This is a genomic window from Limnospira platensis NIES-39, assembly GCF_026000695.1.
In the GTDB taxonomy this organism is placed as follows: Bacteria; Cyanobacteriota; Cyanobacteriia; order Cyanobacteriales; family Microcoleaceae; genus Limnospira; species Limnospira platensis.
Genome location: NZ_AP026945.1, coordinates 5,231,429 through 5,245,870, shown reverse-complemented (window position 1 = coordinate 5,245,870; position 14,442 = coordinate 5,231,429). Strand labels below are relative to the sequence as shown.

At 45.4% G+C, this 14,442-nt stretch carries 13 protein-coding genes; 4 read left to right on the top strand and 9 right to left on the bottom strand.

Annotated elements, in window-relative coordinates:
* Window positions 1-113: 113 nt before the first annotated feature.
* The 8 genes from N39L_RS25840 to N39L_RS25805 all read right to left on the bottom strand — a co-directional run bounded on the left by N39L_RS25840 (window position 114) and on the right by N39L_RS25805 (window position 8,344).
* Window positions 114-1,991, bottom strand: a complete 1,878-nt coding sequence (locus tag N39L_RS25840; RefSeq protein ID WP_006619904.1) for a family 2A encapsulin nanocompartment cargo protein cysteine desulfurase — start codon at window positions 1,989-1,991, stop codon at window positions 114-116.
* Entirely contained in the window at window positions 1,991-2,914 is a 924-nt protein-coding gene (locus N39L_RS25835; RefSeq protein ID WP_014276787.1) for a family 2A encapsulin nanocompartment shell protein, read from the bottom strand. Before N39L_RS25835 ends, N39L_RS25840 begins: the two co-directional genes overlap by 1 nt.
* A gap of 221 nt (window positions 2,915-3,135) precedes the next feature.
* Entirely contained in the window at window positions 3,136-4,095 is a 960-nt protein-coding gene (epsC, locus tag N39L_RS25830; protein WP_014276786.1) for a serine O-acetyltransferase EpsC, read from the bottom strand.
* A gap of 50 nt (window positions 4,096-4,145) precedes the next feature.
* Window positions 4,146-5,123 carry a cysteine synthase A gene (gene cysK / locus N39L_RS25825; protein WP_014276785.1) on the bottom strand — a complete coding sequence of 326 codons (978 nt, stop codon included), beginning with the start codon at window positions 5,121-5,123 and terminating at the stop codon, window positions 4,146-4,148.
* Between the two features lie 335 nt (window positions 5,124-5,458).
* Entirely contained in the window at window positions 5,459-6,064 is a 606-nt protein-coding gene (locus N39L_RS25820) for a Crp/Fnr family transcriptional regulator (protein ID WP_014276784.1), read from the bottom strand.
* Between the two features lie 54 nt (window positions 6,065-6,118).
* Entirely contained in the window at window positions 6,119-6,535 is a 417-nt protein-coding gene (locus tag N39L_RS25815; protein WP_043468585.1) for a YidH family protein, read from the bottom strand.
* On the bottom strand, window positions 6,510-7,508 hold the full coding sequence (locus N39L_RS25810; RefSeq protein ID WP_043468581.1) for a sulfate/molybdate ABC transporter ATP-binding protein: 999 nt from the start codon (window positions 7,506-7,508) through the stop codon (window positions 6,510-6,512). The genes N39L_RS25815 and N39L_RS25810 overlap by 26 nt, the downstream gene beginning before the upstream one ends.
* A gap of 41 nt (window positions 7,509-7,549) precedes the next feature.
* Window positions 7,550-8,344, bottom strand: a complete 795-nt coding sequence (locus tag N39L_RS25805; protein WP_014276781.1) for a Crp/Fnr family transcriptional regulator — start codon at window positions 8,342-8,344, stop codon at window positions 7,550-7,552.
* A gap of 173 nt (window positions 8,345-8,517) precedes the next feature.
* Here N39L_RS25805 and N39L_RS25800 point away from each other — a divergent pair, with 173 nt between their 5' ends.
* From N39L_RS25800 to N39L_RS25785, 4 genes are all read left to right on the top strand, one after another.
* Window positions 8,518-9,576: a sulfate ABC transporter substrate-binding protein gene (locus N39L_RS25800; RefSeq protein WP_014276780.1), complete on the top strand. Its 1,059-nt coding sequence runs from the start codon at window positions 8,518-8,520 to the stop codon at window positions 9,574-9,576.
* A gap of 80 nt (window positions 9,577-9,656) precedes the next feature.
* Window positions 9,657-10,508: a sulfate ABC transporter permease subunit CysT gene (gene cysT / locus N39L_RS25795; protein WP_050856797.1), complete on the top strand. Its 852-nt coding sequence runs from the start codon at window positions 9,657-9,659 to the stop codon at window positions 10,506-10,508.
* Window positions 10,509-10,546: 38 nt separating this feature from the next.
* Window positions 10,547-11,413: a sulfate ABC transporter permease subunit CysW gene (gene cysW / locus N39L_RS25790; protein WP_014276778.1), complete on the top strand. Its 867-nt coding sequence runs from the start codon at window positions 10,547-10,549 to the stop codon at window positions 11,411-11,413.
* Between the two features lie 1,865 nt (window positions 11,414-13,278).
* Window positions 13,279-14,166 (top strand): mechanosensitive ion channel family protein, encoded by an 888-nt coding sequence (locus N39L_RS25785; protein ID WP_006618698.1) that lies wholly within the window; start codon window positions 13,279-13,281, stop codon window positions 14,164-14,166.
* Here N39L_RS25785 and N39L_RS25780 read toward each other — a convergent pair.
* Complete coding sequence (locus N39L_RS25780) at window positions 14,159-14,380, bottom strand: hypothetical protein (RefSeq protein WP_006618697.1); 222 nt, start codon at window positions 14,378-14,380, stop codon at window positions 14,159-14,161. The genes N39L_RS25785 and N39L_RS25780 overlap by 8 nt on opposite strands.
* Window positions 14,381-14,442 lie beyond the last annotated feature (62 nt).

The window sequence follows — 14,442 nt, the reverse complement described above, 5'->3', positions numbered from 1 at the left end:
CAAAAAATCCACGGACTTGATATAATTTAAGCAGCTTCAAAAAAAACCGGAGAAAAGAAACCAGGTTTCTATCAAAAAAATTGACTAATCAAGAAACCTGGGATCTTTGCTAATTAGCCTAATTGTTTTTGTCGGATTCGTTCCAAAGCATGAACCAGCGCATCTACCTCAGATTTAGTATTATAAAAAGCCAAGGACGGACGCACAGTTGCCTCTAAACCAAACCGTCGCAAAATTGGTTGGGCGCAATGATGACCCGCACGCACGGCGATGCCTTCTTGGTTAAGTGCTTGTCCTACAGCTTCGGCAGAGAAACCATCCAAAACAAAGGAAAGGACAGCAGCTTTTTCTGGGGCAGTACCAATTAAATGCAGACCGGGAATAGTATTTAAACCCGTGGTCGCATATTCGAGCAATTCATGCTCATAACGGGCAATATTTGCTAAACCAATCTGTTGAACATAATCAAGGGCTGTGGCTAATCCCACCGCATCAGCAATATTTCCCGTCCCCGCTTCAAATCGGGCTGGACTATTTTGATAAACAGTGCGCTCGAAAGTGACATCAACAATCATATTGCCGCCACCCTGCCAGGGGGGACTGGCGTTTAATAGGTCTTCTTGACCATAAACCACCCCAATGCCAGTGGGTCCGAAGATTTTATGACCGGAAAAAACAAACCAGTCGCAACCGAGTTGTTGCACATCAACAGGAATATGAGACACGGACTGAGCGCCATCTAATAACACTTTGGCACCAACTTGGTGAGCCAGGGCAATCATTTTTGCCGCCGGAGTAATGGTTCCCAAAGCATTAGAAACTTGGGAAAAAGCTACCAATTTTGTCCGAGGATTGAGCAGTTGTTGATACTCTTCCAACAAAATTTGTCCGCGATCGTCTACGGGGGCAATCCGCAACTTTGCTCCGGTCCGAGTTGCTAACTGTTGCCAAGGCACAATATTAGCATGGTGTTCTAAATGAGTTAGAACAATCTCATCCCCAGCTTTGATGTTTTGTTCTCCCCAACTTTTCGCCACTAAGTTTATGGCTTCTGTGGTTCCTCGTACAAAGATGATTTCGTTGACGGAGGAGGCATTGATAAAATGACGAACTGTCTCTCTGGCGGCTTCGTAGGCATCTGTTGACCGGGCTGCTAATTCATGGGCGGCGCGGTGAATGTTGGAGTTTTCATGGGAGTAATAATGAACTAGGCGATCGATGACGGCTTGAGGTTTTTGAGTCGTTGCCGCATTATCAAACCAGATCAGGGGTTTGCCGTTAACTTTTTCTTGCAAAATGGGAAAATCACGGCGGATGGTTTCGACATCGAAAATATCCTGTTTTGTCACCGCCGCCAGAGGCACAAAAAATGGGTCAATCGGTGCATTTTGCCTGTAATTCTGTGGGGAATAATCCTCAACAGTTTTAGGGATGCTTTGATCTGGTTTTTGTCTTTCTACCCTTTGACTTAAATGTTCTAAAAAATAGAAGTTGGGGGTGACAGTTGGGATAGATGGTGTGGGAACCGATGCTAAGGATAGATTCGGAACTGTAGGAGTTGCGGGAGTCGCGATCGCCTGGGGAATTTCTTTGGGAATATGGGATGCACCGGCTCCTACTTCCGCTACGGAATGGGGGGGGTGGGGCAGATCAACACCGGGATCGCTAAAATAGAATTGCGGCTCCCCAACAGGTAAGTGAGGTGTGGATACTGGCAGTGATTTCCCATCGAGATTTTGTTGATGAATATTGGAGCCCGGACTACTAATATCCTGAGCCGATTGAGGGATATTTAGGGAGTCGGGTAATGGCACATCAATGCCGCTGCGCTTCACTTCTTGAATAAAAGCATTCGCCAGTTGATCGAAGGTGTCCGCTTTAAATAAGGGGTTGATGCCATCTCCCCCCAAATCAGTGACAGAGGGACTAGGGTTGGGTTTCGCCTGCCCTTCTGTCAGGGAATTTTCCGGGTAAAGTTTGGGGGTAGTCATTAGTAGGTGTGGTACTGGTTGACATCAACGTTCTGAAGAACGGCAGCCGCATCGTCGGTCAGGACGGCTAAAGAGCAGTACAGGGAGACGAGATAAGAGGCGATCGCTTTGCGGCTAATTCCCATAAAGCGCACGGACAGTCCGGGTCCCTGTTGACCGGGCAAATTCGGTTGATACAAGCCAACTACCCCTTGACGACTGTCGCCGACCCGCAGCAGTAAAATATTGGTTTTGCCCTCATTATTCACCGCGAGTTTATCGGAAGGAATTAAGGGCACTCCGCGCCAGGTGATGAATTGAGAACCAAATAAAGAAACGGTAGCAGGGGGAACGCCACGGCGGGTGGCTTCGCGACCAAAGGCAGCGATAGCTTTAGGATGAGCCAGGAAAAAGGCGGGTTCTTTCCAAACTTTCGCCAATAACTCATCAAGATCGTCTGGAGTAGGAGCCAGACCTCGGGGCTGTACTTTTTGACTGTCAACAATGTTATTGAGCAACCCGTATTCAGGATTATTAATCAGTTCACTTTCTTGACGTTCTTTCAAAATTTCAATCGTCAAGCGCAACTGTTCATGAATCTGATCGTGGGGACTGCTATAAAGATCAGAAACACGAGTGTGAACATCCACAACCGTATTAACAGCGCTGAGAAAATATTCTCGCGGCTGTTCTTGATAATCCACAAAGGTTTCAGGTAACTCTCGCTCATCTCGTTCTGAGCAAGCCACTTCGACTTGAGAAGGATTTTTGACTTTGTTGAGACGATAGATCCCGGCTTCAACAGGTGTCCAGTGCAGCAGACGCACAAACCAACGGGGACTAATTGTGTCTAATTGAGGAACGGTTTTTGTGGCATTAGCCAACTGACGCGCTGCCACATCATTAACCGCTAATTGCAGTTCAGGGTTATTGGTGCTAGTCATCGATTGTAACTCCGATTTATTCAAGGAATGAGGTTAAAATCTATCGCTAAAATCACTGTCGCTTATTTTCCATAAACTGGGTTTATGCTGTCTTCGGATCTAAATAAAAACCTGAAGATTTCGCTCTTCTTTGGGCAGTGATTTATCAGCGGGTTGATAGGCGGGGATATCTTATTCCCTCTTTATAGCTATATGATCTGGCTGGGAATTAGAGAGGCAAGTTAAATGCCTGCCCCTGCATCAAAAATTTCCTCCCGTACTTGAGCTTGGGAGACAAAAGCTCCGGCTGGTACACTACGGGTTAACCAAACATTGCCGCCTATAGTTGATCCTTGACCTATGGTGCAAGGGCCGAGAATTGTTGCCCCGGAATAAATCACTACATCGTCTTCGATAATTGGATGACGGGGATTGCCTTTGATTAAACTGCCAGATTCGTCGCGAGGAAAACTTTTTGCTCCCAAGGTAACGGCTTGGTAAATCCTGACGCGATCTCCAATTATAGTCGTTTCACCAATTACTACTCCTGTACCGTGATCGATAAAGAAACTATTGCCAATAGTAGCCCCAGGATGAATATCTATTCCCGTTTCTGAATGACCTATTTCAGCAATAATTCTAGCTAATAAAGGCGATTCAAGCCGATACAAAGCATGAGCAATTCGATGATAAGTAATTGCCGTAATCCCCGGATAGCAAAACAGCACTTCGTCTAAATCTTTCGCGGCTGGATCGCCATTATAAGCGGCAACAACATCAGTTTCTAGCAGGTTTTTGATTTCAGGTAGTTGCTCGGCAAAAGCCTGCACTATTGACCTAGCTTTTTCCCGAATTTTAGATTCTTGTACCTGATTTTCTGAAGCAATCAACGACTGCTCTCGTTGGATTTGATGTTCGAGTAATTGCAGAGATTCATTAAGGGTATGACCTATAAAATAATGGGTAGAAGTTTCTCGGAGATCGGGATTGCCAAAGTGGAAAGGAAATAAAGCCCCCCTGAGTTTATCCACCATCTTAAATAAGATTTTACGGGATGGCAATGGGACATAATTTCGCTCTTGTGAACAACTCCTAAAAGCCTGCTTGCGAGGCTGGGATAAAGCTGTAATCACAGACTCAATATCCCATGGGGTTTTGCTAACGGGGCTATAAGTTAGGGCAATATAGCTATCATTGGTCATGGTTTACTATCAGCTAATACCGGGGAAATATTGGGATATCTAAGGCACAATTAAACGGCTAAACCTTGCTCGTTAAATACTCCTTGAAAAAGAATAGAGCTGAGATAACGTTCACCAGAGTCTGGCAAAATAACCACAATATTTTTGTCCTTATTTTCTGGTCTATGGGCTAGTCTGACTGCCACTGCTGTCGCGGCTCCGCAGGAAATACCTGATAAAATTCCTTCTTCTCTGGCTAACCGTTGAGCGTAGAAAATTGCTTCTTCATTTGTGACAGTTTCTACGGCATCAACTATTGATAAATCCAGCACTTCTGGGACAAAGCCTGCACCAATGCCCTGGATTTTATGGGGGCCTGATTTCACGGGATCTCCGGCAATGGTTTGGGATATAACTGGACTGGCTTCGGGTTCTACTGCCACTGATAATATGGCTTTACCTTGAGTGTGTTTAATATATCGGGATACTCCGGTAATTGTTCCGCCTGTACCCACTCCTGAAACCAAAATATCGATCGCTCCTTCGGTTTCTTCCCAGATTTCTGGCCCGGTGGTCTGCTCATGGATATGGGGATTTGCTGGGTTACGAAACTGTTGCAATAAAACATAGCGATCGGGATTAGAAGTTGCAATTTCCTCAGCTTTTGCTACTGCGCCTACCATGCCTTTTGAGCCTTCGGTTAAAATTAGATTTGCTCCATAAGCCCGCAACAGTTTCCGTCGTTCCAAACTCATCGTTTCAGGCATGGTTAAAGTGAGGGGAATGCCTTTGGCAGCAGCTACAAAGGCTAAGGCAATTCCTGTATTACCACTGGTGGGTTCAACTATTTCTTTACCGGGTCCTAATAAGCCTCGTTGTTCTGCATCCCAAATCATCGCCGCACCAATACGGCATTTAACCGAATAGGCTGGATTACGACCTTCAATTTTAGCCAGAACAGTCGCGCTACTATCACCAACCACGCGATTTAAACGGACTAGGGGAGTCCTACCGATGGCGAGACTGTTATCTGAAAACCATTTTACCATATTTAAGACTCCTGGTTATGTATTTCGGGACTGATGTTGTGCCCGGTCTAATAGGGCGACAACTTGCTTTTCAATCCGTAACTATAATATACATGAACTCAAAAACATTTGCAATACATTTATAATTTTTTTTGATTTTAGAGGCAATCGCTTGTGTAACTGCTAGATTCTTTGCTATCAAAGGGTTTCAGCTACTCGCTGCCGAGGGGAGTCAACTTCTGCTCAGGAAAAAATCTCCCTCTCCGAGAATTGGGAGGGGAGGTAGTATCAAAAACTCTTCTTCTTGAAATAAAGTGCTTAGATCAAATCTTCAACCCAACTTGAGGTTATACCCATCAAATTTGATAGTACCAAGTGCTGTACTCATCGTTGAGGATAATTCTACTAGAATTTCTATAAATTAATCCTTCCGATTCAAATTGTTTGAGTAAACGAGTAATTGTGACTCGAGTCAATCCGCATAATTCGGCTAAATCTTGATGTGTCAACCTCACATCAATTAAATATCCCTCACTGGTACGATTACCAAAACGCTGAGATAACCAGTTGAGAACATTCAGCAAAATAAACCAAGCGCTGTGATTGGCACGAGCCATCAGTAAAGTCTCGGTATTTTGCCAGTAGTTGAAAATCAATTCAGAGGAAGGTTGCCAATAACTTGTGGGAATTGCTATCACTTTAACTGGGGTTAATGCTTCTATAATATAGGGTGAAGTTCGCGATAAAGGTTTACCCACAATATCATCAACTAACCAAATTCCGGTGCAGACAACTGTATTGTCTTCTGTATAAGCTATACTTCGGACAACTCCTTTTTTAATTAACCAAAAAAACTGACTTTCTTCAGGTAGCAAATCTCGCCGATTAAAAGACCTACTAGCAGCATTTTGTGGAATTTGGCTGATTTCTTGTTGGCTAATTCGGTGTGTTAAATCGCTCATGTTGATGGTCTATCAAGAGATAATGAAAATAATTCTGGGCTATTGAGATTAATCCTAAATATCAGTGATATTTAAGATTCCATAAACTAGGATTATCGCTAGTACCAATAAAGCGGAGCTGAAAACCACAATCCACCCTCCGGTTGGTTCATAGGTTTGACCATCAATTTTTTGTCGTACTAAAAAGTATTGATGTGTAGACATCACGATAGTTAATATTCCTAAACATAAGGACCCTAAACTCAGGAACAAAATCTGATTATTTTTAGCAGAAATATCTGGGAGAAGATAACATAGACGAGCTATCAGAAGTCCAATGCCGACTAATCCTAGAGAGGTTCGCACCCAAGCTAGATAGGTGCGCTCATTGGCGAGATGATCCCGGACTCGAGAAGAATTTAAGACCGTGCTTTTTATCTCCTGAGAATGATGAGTTGATTGACGACTAACTAACAGCTTGAAGTGCTTCATCAAAGGCAACAACTTTATCTGAGAAAATGTAGACTTTTTTCTGGATATCCACACCTAGAATATCCCATTCATCCCGGGTTAATTGAGCATTAATCTGAGTGCCATCCCTTAAAGATAGGGCTACCTGTACATCCCATCCTTTATAGACTATCCGTTGAATTACTGCGGGGATAGTTTTATGATTAGCTATATGACTAATGCGGATATCGTGCGGGCGGACAAACACGGGAGAAGGACTATTCAGACTGTTTTCTGGAAGGATATTAACTGGGCCAATGAAACCCATGACAAAGGGAGTTGAAGGGCGATCGTAAATCTCTTGGGGAGTGCCGACCTGTTCAATTCTACCCTGATTCATGACTACAATTTCATCGGCAATTTCCATGGCTTCTTCCCGGTCATGGGTGACAATTAAGGTGGTGACATGAACTTCATCATGGAGGCGGCGCAACCAAGACCTTAAATCTTGCCGCACATTGGCATCTAAAGCGCCAAAGGGTTCATCTAATAATAGCACTTTGGGTTCTACTGCTAAAGCACGGGCGAGGGCTATGCGCTGGCGCTGTCCGCCGGATAGTTGCACGGGATAGCGATCGCCTAATCCTTCTAATTTGATTAAATCCAATAATTCGGCAACTCGCTGGCGAATATAAGGCTTAGGACGGCGGGCAATTTCCATCGGAAAAGCGATATTTTGGCGCACGGTCATGTGTTTAAATAGGGCATAATGTTGAAACACAAACCCTACTTGTCTATCTTGTACTTGGGCATTCGTAACATCACCATTTTCTAAATAAATCCGCCCATAGTCGGGTTCTTCTAATCCGGCGATCGCTCTAAGTAAAGTAGATTTACCGGAACCAGACGGCCCCAACAGAGCCACCAGCGACCCGGTTTTAACTGTTAAATTTATGTTGTCTAAAGCTACAAAATTGCCAAAGCGTTTTACCAGGTTTTCTACTTGAATAGTCATGGCTAAAATTCGGTTAATAATTGACAGTTGATAATTTGACCTTAGCGCAGAGGCCACCAAGATACTTTGTCACGGGTAGCGCTGTAGACTTCTTTGAGTCCTTCGGGGTCGCACACTCTCACAATATCGTCGGAGGAATCGTCATTTTGAGGGGGTAGTAAAAGCCCTTGTTTACGCATCCCTTTTAAGACTTGTTCAACGGTGCGGTGGTTAAGTTGGGCGACGTGGGCGATGATATCAATGGGTAGGTCAAAAACATAAATACCATCGGCTTGGGGTTGATTCAAAAGCGATCGCTCTTGGTAGATGAGTCCCCTTAATAATGCCGCCACCGCTTGGGGGGGATGGGTACTACAGTTAAGTAGGTGATATTGGAATTTTTCCCGCAGTTCAAATAAATAATCGTAGCGATCGCGGAATGTTTCATTCTCAGCGTGGAGGGTTTTAATAATGTCCAGGTCAATCTCGATCGCATCAGTGGTTTTGTAAGCCTCCACCAAACTCGGAAAAGACCGCGACACTCTCCCATAGCCTAAAGCCAGATTTCGCATCCCAAAACAACTACCCGGATAGGTGATAGCAATGATTCGGTCTAAGGGCGCACTCCGCAGGATTACCGGACCACCATTGCTGACCACATAAAGGGATGCGATCGACGTATCAGGACGGAAGGCCGTATACACCGAACGACCCGAGTACAGTTTTTGGGGCGTGACTTCTCCGGTGGCTAGTACCTCCGACAGTTCAGCCACATCTAAACCCCGAAACAGATAGTTGTTTTGACTCAGTTCTTCCGCAATCTCCTTGATTGCCCCTGGTTCTGCTGGCTTGGCCATTGCCACTTAGTTGTTCTCCACTTTCATAATACCCCACCTGTATTTATTTTGCAAGTGTATCGCAAAACATTTATATTTCATTTATACTTGACATATAATTAAAATGTGCTACGATGGCAATCAAAGCCCAATCAGGCTCCCATCTGGGAACCTCAGATTAAGGATGTACAGGTATGAAAGCCAACCTCTCAAGCCGATATCTCAATTCCCAGCCTTGGCGACAGCGCCTTTCCCTGTTTATGGTGGGAATTAGCGCCAGTGGGGTGATGGCTGGCTGTGGCACTGGGGATACAGCCGGCGATTCCGTAGAATTGACCCTAGTCTCCTACGCCGTCACCCAAGCCGCCTACGAACAAATCATTCCCCAATTCGCCGAGGAGTGGAAAGCCCAACATGGTCAAGATGTCCGTATTCGCCAAAGTTATGGGGGTTCCGGTTCCCAAGCTAGGGCGGTAATTGATGGTTTAGAGGCTGATATCGTAGCCCTCGCCTTAGCCCTGGATACCCAAGCCATTCAGGAAGCCGGACTAATTGAACCGGGATGGGAAAATGAAGCGCCCAATAATGCGATCGTCCACCGTTCTGTCGCCGCCATTATTACCCGCCCTGGGAACCCCAAAAATATCCAAGACTGGCAAGACCTAGCCCGCGATGATATTCAAACCATCACCGCCAACCCTAAAACCTCCGGGGGGGCTCGTTGGAATTTCCTTGTCCTGTGGGGAGCTAAAACCGAAACAGGTCAAACCGAAGCCCAAGCCCTCGACTTTGTGCAACAGGTTTTTAGAAACGTTCCCGTTTTGCCAAGAAATGCCCGAGAAGCTACCGAAGTTTTCTATCGACAAGGACAAGGGGATGCCTTAATTAACTATGAAAATGAAGTGCTACTGGCTCAACAGCAAGGTCAAACTTTGCCCTATGTAGTTCCCCAGACTAATATTTCTATTGATAATCCCATTGCCGTTGTTGATGCCACTGTAGACAGACGCGGAACCCGCGAAGTTGCGGAAGCCTTTGTACAGTTTCTATATACTCCCCAAGCCCAAAGAGCATTTGCTCAGGCTGGTTTTCGTCCCGTAGACCCCACAATTGAGGCGGAATTTAGCGATCGCTTTATTCCTATCTCCAATCTATTTACAGTAGAAGATTTAGGGGGATGGGATGCCGTCCAAAACCAATTTTTTGCTGACGGTGCTATGTTCGATGAAATCCAAGCCCAAGTCGGTCGCTAGTTTCAATTCTCACAGGCTTTAATCAGGTTGCCCAGCCATTTTAATTGTTCTCCAACTTCCTTTAATTGGCGCAACCCATCATGGTCACAACTTTATCAATATCTCTATCATCATTCACCCGGTTTTTACCAAAAATTCCCTGGTATTGGTGGGGAATAGGTGGTTATCTCAGCATCATGCTGTTACTGCCCATTCTTGCCCTAATTTCATTTACCGCCAATCTTACTTGGGCAGAAATATGGCGAATTACTACCCATCCCGTCGCTTTATCTGCCTACAGAGTTACATTTTTTACCGCTATTTATGCCACCTCTATTAATGGTATAGCCGGAGTCGCAGTCGCCTGGGTTTTAGTGCGCTATCGTTTCCCCGGAAAAGAAATAATTGATGGTGCCATAGATTTACCTTTTGCCCTACCCACAGCCGTTGCGGGACTCACCCTTGCTACCGTATACGCTGAAAATGGATGGCTCGGAAGTTTATTAGCTCCCCTGGGTATTAAAATTGCTTTTACCCGTCTAGGGGTCGGTTTAGCCATGGTGTTTATTTCTCTTCCTTTTGTCGTCCGAACTGTCCAACCCGTCCTTCAGGAATTGGAACCCGAACTCGAAGAAGTCGCTTGGTGCATGGGTGCTTCCCGTTGGCAAACCTTTCGCCGAGTTATATTACCTCCCTTAATTCCCGCTATTTTAACCGGGGTCGCTTTGGGATTTTCGCGGGCTGTCGGAGAGTATGGTTCTATTGTCATTATCGCTGGTAATATACCCTTTCAGGATTTGATTGCTCCCGTGCTGATTTTCCAACGTCTCGAACAGTTTGACTATGCCGGGGCTGCCGTTATTGGTACCGTTATGTTACTGGTTTCTTTAGGATCCTTATTAATCATCAACTGTCTGCAAAGTTGGGGTAATCGCATTAACCAAAGACCGTAAAATTTCTCGATAATAATTCATTTTAATAAGGATGATATATGAACCCTAAAAATATCGGATATTTGCATCCCAAAAAATTAATCCAACCCGCCCAAAACTCTCAAACCCAGGTGAGCAATTTTGAGGTGGCTTTAGTGGTCGCTGTTATTCTGTTTGTGGGGTTAGTCTTATTTGTACCTGCTGCTAATATTTTTGTGGGTGCATTTAGAAACGGCTGGAGTGGTTTTTCCCGTGCTGTGACCTCACCGGAATTTCTGCACGCTGCCAAATTAAGCCTCATGATTGATGCTATTGTAGTACCAGTTAGTGTGATATTTGGAATTGTGACCGCTTTGGCGATCGCTCGTCATCAATTCCCCGGAAGAACACTATTATTAAGTATCATAGACCTCCCCTTTTCTATTTCCCCCGTAGTAGTCGGATTAATGCTAGTATTACTCTACGGACGACAGGGTTGGTTTGGTCCTGCCTTAGAGTCTGCTAATATCAGAATATTATTTGCCTTCCCCGGTATGGTTTTAGCCAGCGCTTTTGTCTGTATGCCTTTTGTCGCGCGGGAAGTTCTCCCAGCCTTAGAAGAAATTGGCACAGAACAAGAAGAAGCCGCTAAAACTATGGGAGCCAATGATTGGCAAACCTTCTGGCGAGTGACTTTACCTTCTATTCGCTGGAGTTTATTATATGGCATTCTTCTCACTAATGCCAGGTCTATGGGAGAGTTTGGCGCGGTGGCGGTAGTTTCGGGAAATATTATCGGCAAAACTCAGACTTTGCCCCTATTTGTCGAGGAAATGCACGTTCAATATCAGACTACTGCATCCTATTCGGCGGCCGTAGTTTTGGGAAGTTTGTCCTTCGTAACTTTGGTATTCAAAAAACTGTTGGAGGCGAAAAAGACCAAGTGAGGAAATTCGAGGTGCGATCGCTTGGTTTCGGGGGCGGGTTGATCAGGTTAACTGCTGCTAAGTCTAATTAACTCCAGAACCCGCCCCTACAGGAACCCACCTCACTGGTTTCTGGGGCGGGTTGATCAGCTTGACTGCTGCTAAGTCTAATTAACTCCAGCGATCGCTTGGTTTCGGGGGCGGGTTGATCAGCTTGACTGCTGCTAAGTCTAATTAACTCCAGAACCCGCCCCTACAGGAACCCACCTCACTGGTTTCTGGGGCGGGTTGATCAGCTTGACTGCTGCTAAGTCTAATTAACTCCAGCGATCGCTTGGTTTCGGCGGCGGGTTGATCAGCTTGACTGCTGCTAAGTCTAATTAACTCCAGCGATCGCTTGGTTTCTGGGGCGGGTTGATCAGCTTGACTGCTGCTAAGTCTAATTAACTCCAGCGATCGCTTGGTTTCGGGGGCGGGTTGATCAGCTTGACTGCTGCTAAGTCTAATTAACTCCAGAACCCGCCCCTACAGGAACCCACCTCACTGGTTTCGGGGGCGGGTTGATCAGCTTGACTGCTGCTAAGTCTAATTAACTCCAGCGATCGCTTGGTTTCGGGGGCGGGTTGATCAGGTTAACTGGTGACAAGTCTAATTAACTCCAGAACCCGCCCCTACAGGAACCCACCTCACTGGTTTCGGGGGCGGGTTGATCAGCTTGACTGCTGCTAAGTCTAATTAACTCCAGCGATCGCTTGGTTTCGGGGGCGGGTTGATCAGCTTGACTGCTGCTAAGTCTAATTAACTCCAGCGATCGCTTGGTTTCGGGGGCGGGTTGATCAGCTTGACTGCTGCTAAGTCTAATTAACTCCAGCGATCGCTTGGTTTCTGGGGCGGGTTGATCAGCTTGACTGCTGCTAAGTCTAATTAACTCCAGCGATCGCTTGGTTTCGGCGGCGGGTTGATCAGCTTGACTGCTGCTAAGTCTAATTAACTCCAGAACCCGCCCCTACAGGAACCCACCTCACTGGTTTCTGGGGCGGGTTGATCAGCTTGACTGCTGCTAAGTCTAATTAACTCCAGCGATCGCTTGGTTTCTGGGGCGGGTTGATCAGGTTAACTGGTGACAAGTCTAATTAACTCCAGAACCCGCCCCTACAGGAACCCACCTCACTGGTTTCGGGGGCGGGTTGATCAGCTTGACTGCTGCTAAGTCTAATTAACTCCAGCGATCGCTTGGTTTCGGGGGCGGGTTGATCAGCTTGACTGCTGCTAAGTCTAATTAACTCCAGCGATCGCTTGGTTTCGGGGGCGGGTTGATCAGCTTGACTGCTGCTAAGTCTAATTAACTCCAGAACCCGCCCCTACAGGAACCCACCTCACTGGTTTCGGGGGCGGGTTGATCAGGTTAACTGCTGCTAAGTCTAATTAACTCCAGAACCCGCCCCTACAGGAACCCACCTCACTGGTTTCGGGGGCGGGTTGATCAGCTTGACTGCTGCTAAGTCTAATTAACTCCAGAACCCGCCCCTACAGGAACCCACCTCACTGGTTTCGGGGGCGGGTTGATCAGCTTGACTGCTGCTAAGTCTAATTAACTCCAGCGATCGCTTGGTTTCTGGGGCGGGTTGATCAGGTTAACTGGTGACAAGTCTAATTAACTCCAGAACCCGCCCCTACAATTATCAATTATTAATTATCAATTATTAATTACACGGAATAATTGCCGCCGTCACTCCTGGCCGCTGTATCTATCTGCGGGTAGAAGCCAAAATCCCACCCAAAAAGTTATCATATTATAGGTTTTTAGCTATTAGCTCACATATTCAGCTAACAGCAATTATGCCCCTGTTGAAAATCTGGATCAATCCTATTACTACTCAATCTTTATGAATGCCTTAGTCCAAGAAATTCAGTCTAGCCTATTAAGTTTAGTAGGTTCAGCTATCCAAGTAATTCCAGCCTTAATTTTTGCAATAATCGTATTGTTAATGACTCGGTTTTTATCCAAGTTTGTCCGACAATTTTTACAATCCACAGCACCGAGATTTGTCCGCAGTAAATCTTTACAAGTTCTTCTCATTCACACAGGTTATGTATTAACTTGGGTGGGAGGCGTAATTATCGCCTGTGTAATTGCCTTTCCTGACCTGCGTTTAGGCGATATTATAGGTTTATTAGGACTTAGTTCTGTAGCCATTGGTTTTGCTTTTCAGGATATCTTTAAAAATTTCTTAGCCGGGATTTTATTACTGTTACAAGAACCTTTCCAAATTGGTGATCAGATAGTCGTAGATGATTATGAAGGGACTATCGAAAATATTTCTATTCGGTCTACCCAAATGCTAACTTATCATGGGGAAAGGGTCGTAATTCCTAACTCCATACTGTTTACCAGTCCCGTACAGGTCAAGACAGCCGAAAGTCATCGTCGCACTGATTTAGCCATTGGAGTAGACTATAATACCCCCTTACCAATGGCTGTAGAAACTCTATTAAACGCCACCAAAACCGTCGAGGGTGTTTTGTCCGAACCAGAAGTAGAAGTCGATGTAGTGGGTTTTGGAGACAGTTCTATTGACCTCATGATTCGCTATTGGACTTTCCCAGAACGGAAACAGGTGCGACGGGTGACAACCCAGGTTATGATAGCACTTAAACAGGCTTGTGATGAAGCTGATATTAATATCCCCTATCCTATCCGCACGTTGTATTTCTTTAATCAGGAACGCTATAACGACCATTACCCAGCGGCGGCTAATTCTCAGACTAATTAAGGGTAAAACTTGCAGTGCTGACCCCCACGGTTTTAAAATATTCCTGAATTGGGGGTTCCAGTTTCAAAACCGAGACAGAATTTTCGATTTTAGTTTCAATTAAACTGCGTCTTCTCAGAGATTGTAGTGCTTTTAAATAGTCACATTCCGACAGATTTTCTGCTAGTTTCCGAGAAATTTCAGTGAGACCGTTTTGATTAGCCAAGCCCAGCATAACTAAGTCGATCGCCTTCTTCTTCCCAAAATGCGATCGCCTAACTAGAAACTGGGTTTCTT

What these genes read in the sequence shown, in the direction of transcription:
- N39L_RS25840 (WP_006619904.1), bottom strand. Translation starts at nt 1,991, where the DNA reads ATGACTACCCCCAAACTTTACCCGGAAAATTCCCTGACAGAAGGGCAG.
- N39L_RS25835 (WP_014276787.1), bottom strand. Translation starts at nt 2,914, where the DNA reads ATGACTAGCACCAATAACCCTGAACTGCAATTAGCGGTTAATGATGTG.
- epsC (WP_014276786.1), bottom strand. Translation starts at nt 4,095, where the DNA reads ATGACCAATGATAGCTATATTGCCCTAACTTATAGCCCCGTTAGCAAA.
- cysK (WP_014276785.1), bottom strand. Translation starts at nt 5,123, where the DNA reads ATGGTAAAATGGTTTTCAGATAACAGTCTCGCCATCGGTAGGACTCCC.
- N39L_RS25820 (WP_014276784.1), bottom strand. Translation starts at nt 6,064, where the DNA reads ATGAGCGATTTAACACACCGAATTAGCCAACAAGAAATCAGCCAAATT.
- N39L_RS25815 (WP_043468585.1), bottom strand. Translation starts at nt 6,535, where the DNA reads ATGAAGCACTTCAAGCTGTTAGTTAGTCGTCAATCAACTCATCATTCT.
- N39L_RS25810 (WP_043468581.1), bottom strand. Translation starts at nt 7,508, where the DNA reads ATGACTATTCAAGTAGAAAACCTGGTAAAACGCTTTGGCAATTTTGTA.
- N39L_RS25805 (WP_014276781.1), bottom strand. Translation starts at nt 8,344, where the DNA reads ATGGCCAAGCCAGCAGAACCAGGGGCAATCAAGGAGATTGCGGAAGAA.
- N39L_RS25800 (WP_014276780.1), top strand. Translation starts at nt 8,518, where the DNA reads ATGAAAGCCAACCTCTCAAGCCGATATCTCAATTCCCAGCCTTGGCGA.
- cysT (WP_050856797.1), top strand. Translation starts at nt 9,657, where the DNA reads ATGGTCACAACTTTATCAATATCTCTATCATCATTCACCCGGTTTTTA.
- cysW (WP_014276778.1), top strand. Translation starts at nt 10,547, where the DNA reads ATGAACCCTAAAAATATCGGATATTTGCATCCCAAAAAATTAATCCAA.
- N39L_RS25785 (WP_006618698.1), top strand. Translation starts at nt 13,279, where the DNA reads ATGAATGCCTTAGTCCAAGAAATTCAGTCTAGCCTATTAAGTTTAGTA.
- N39L_RS25780 (WP_006618697.1), bottom strand. Translation starts at nt 14,380, where the DNA reads ATGCTGGGCTTGGCTAATCAAAACGGTCTCACTGAAATTTCTCGGAAA.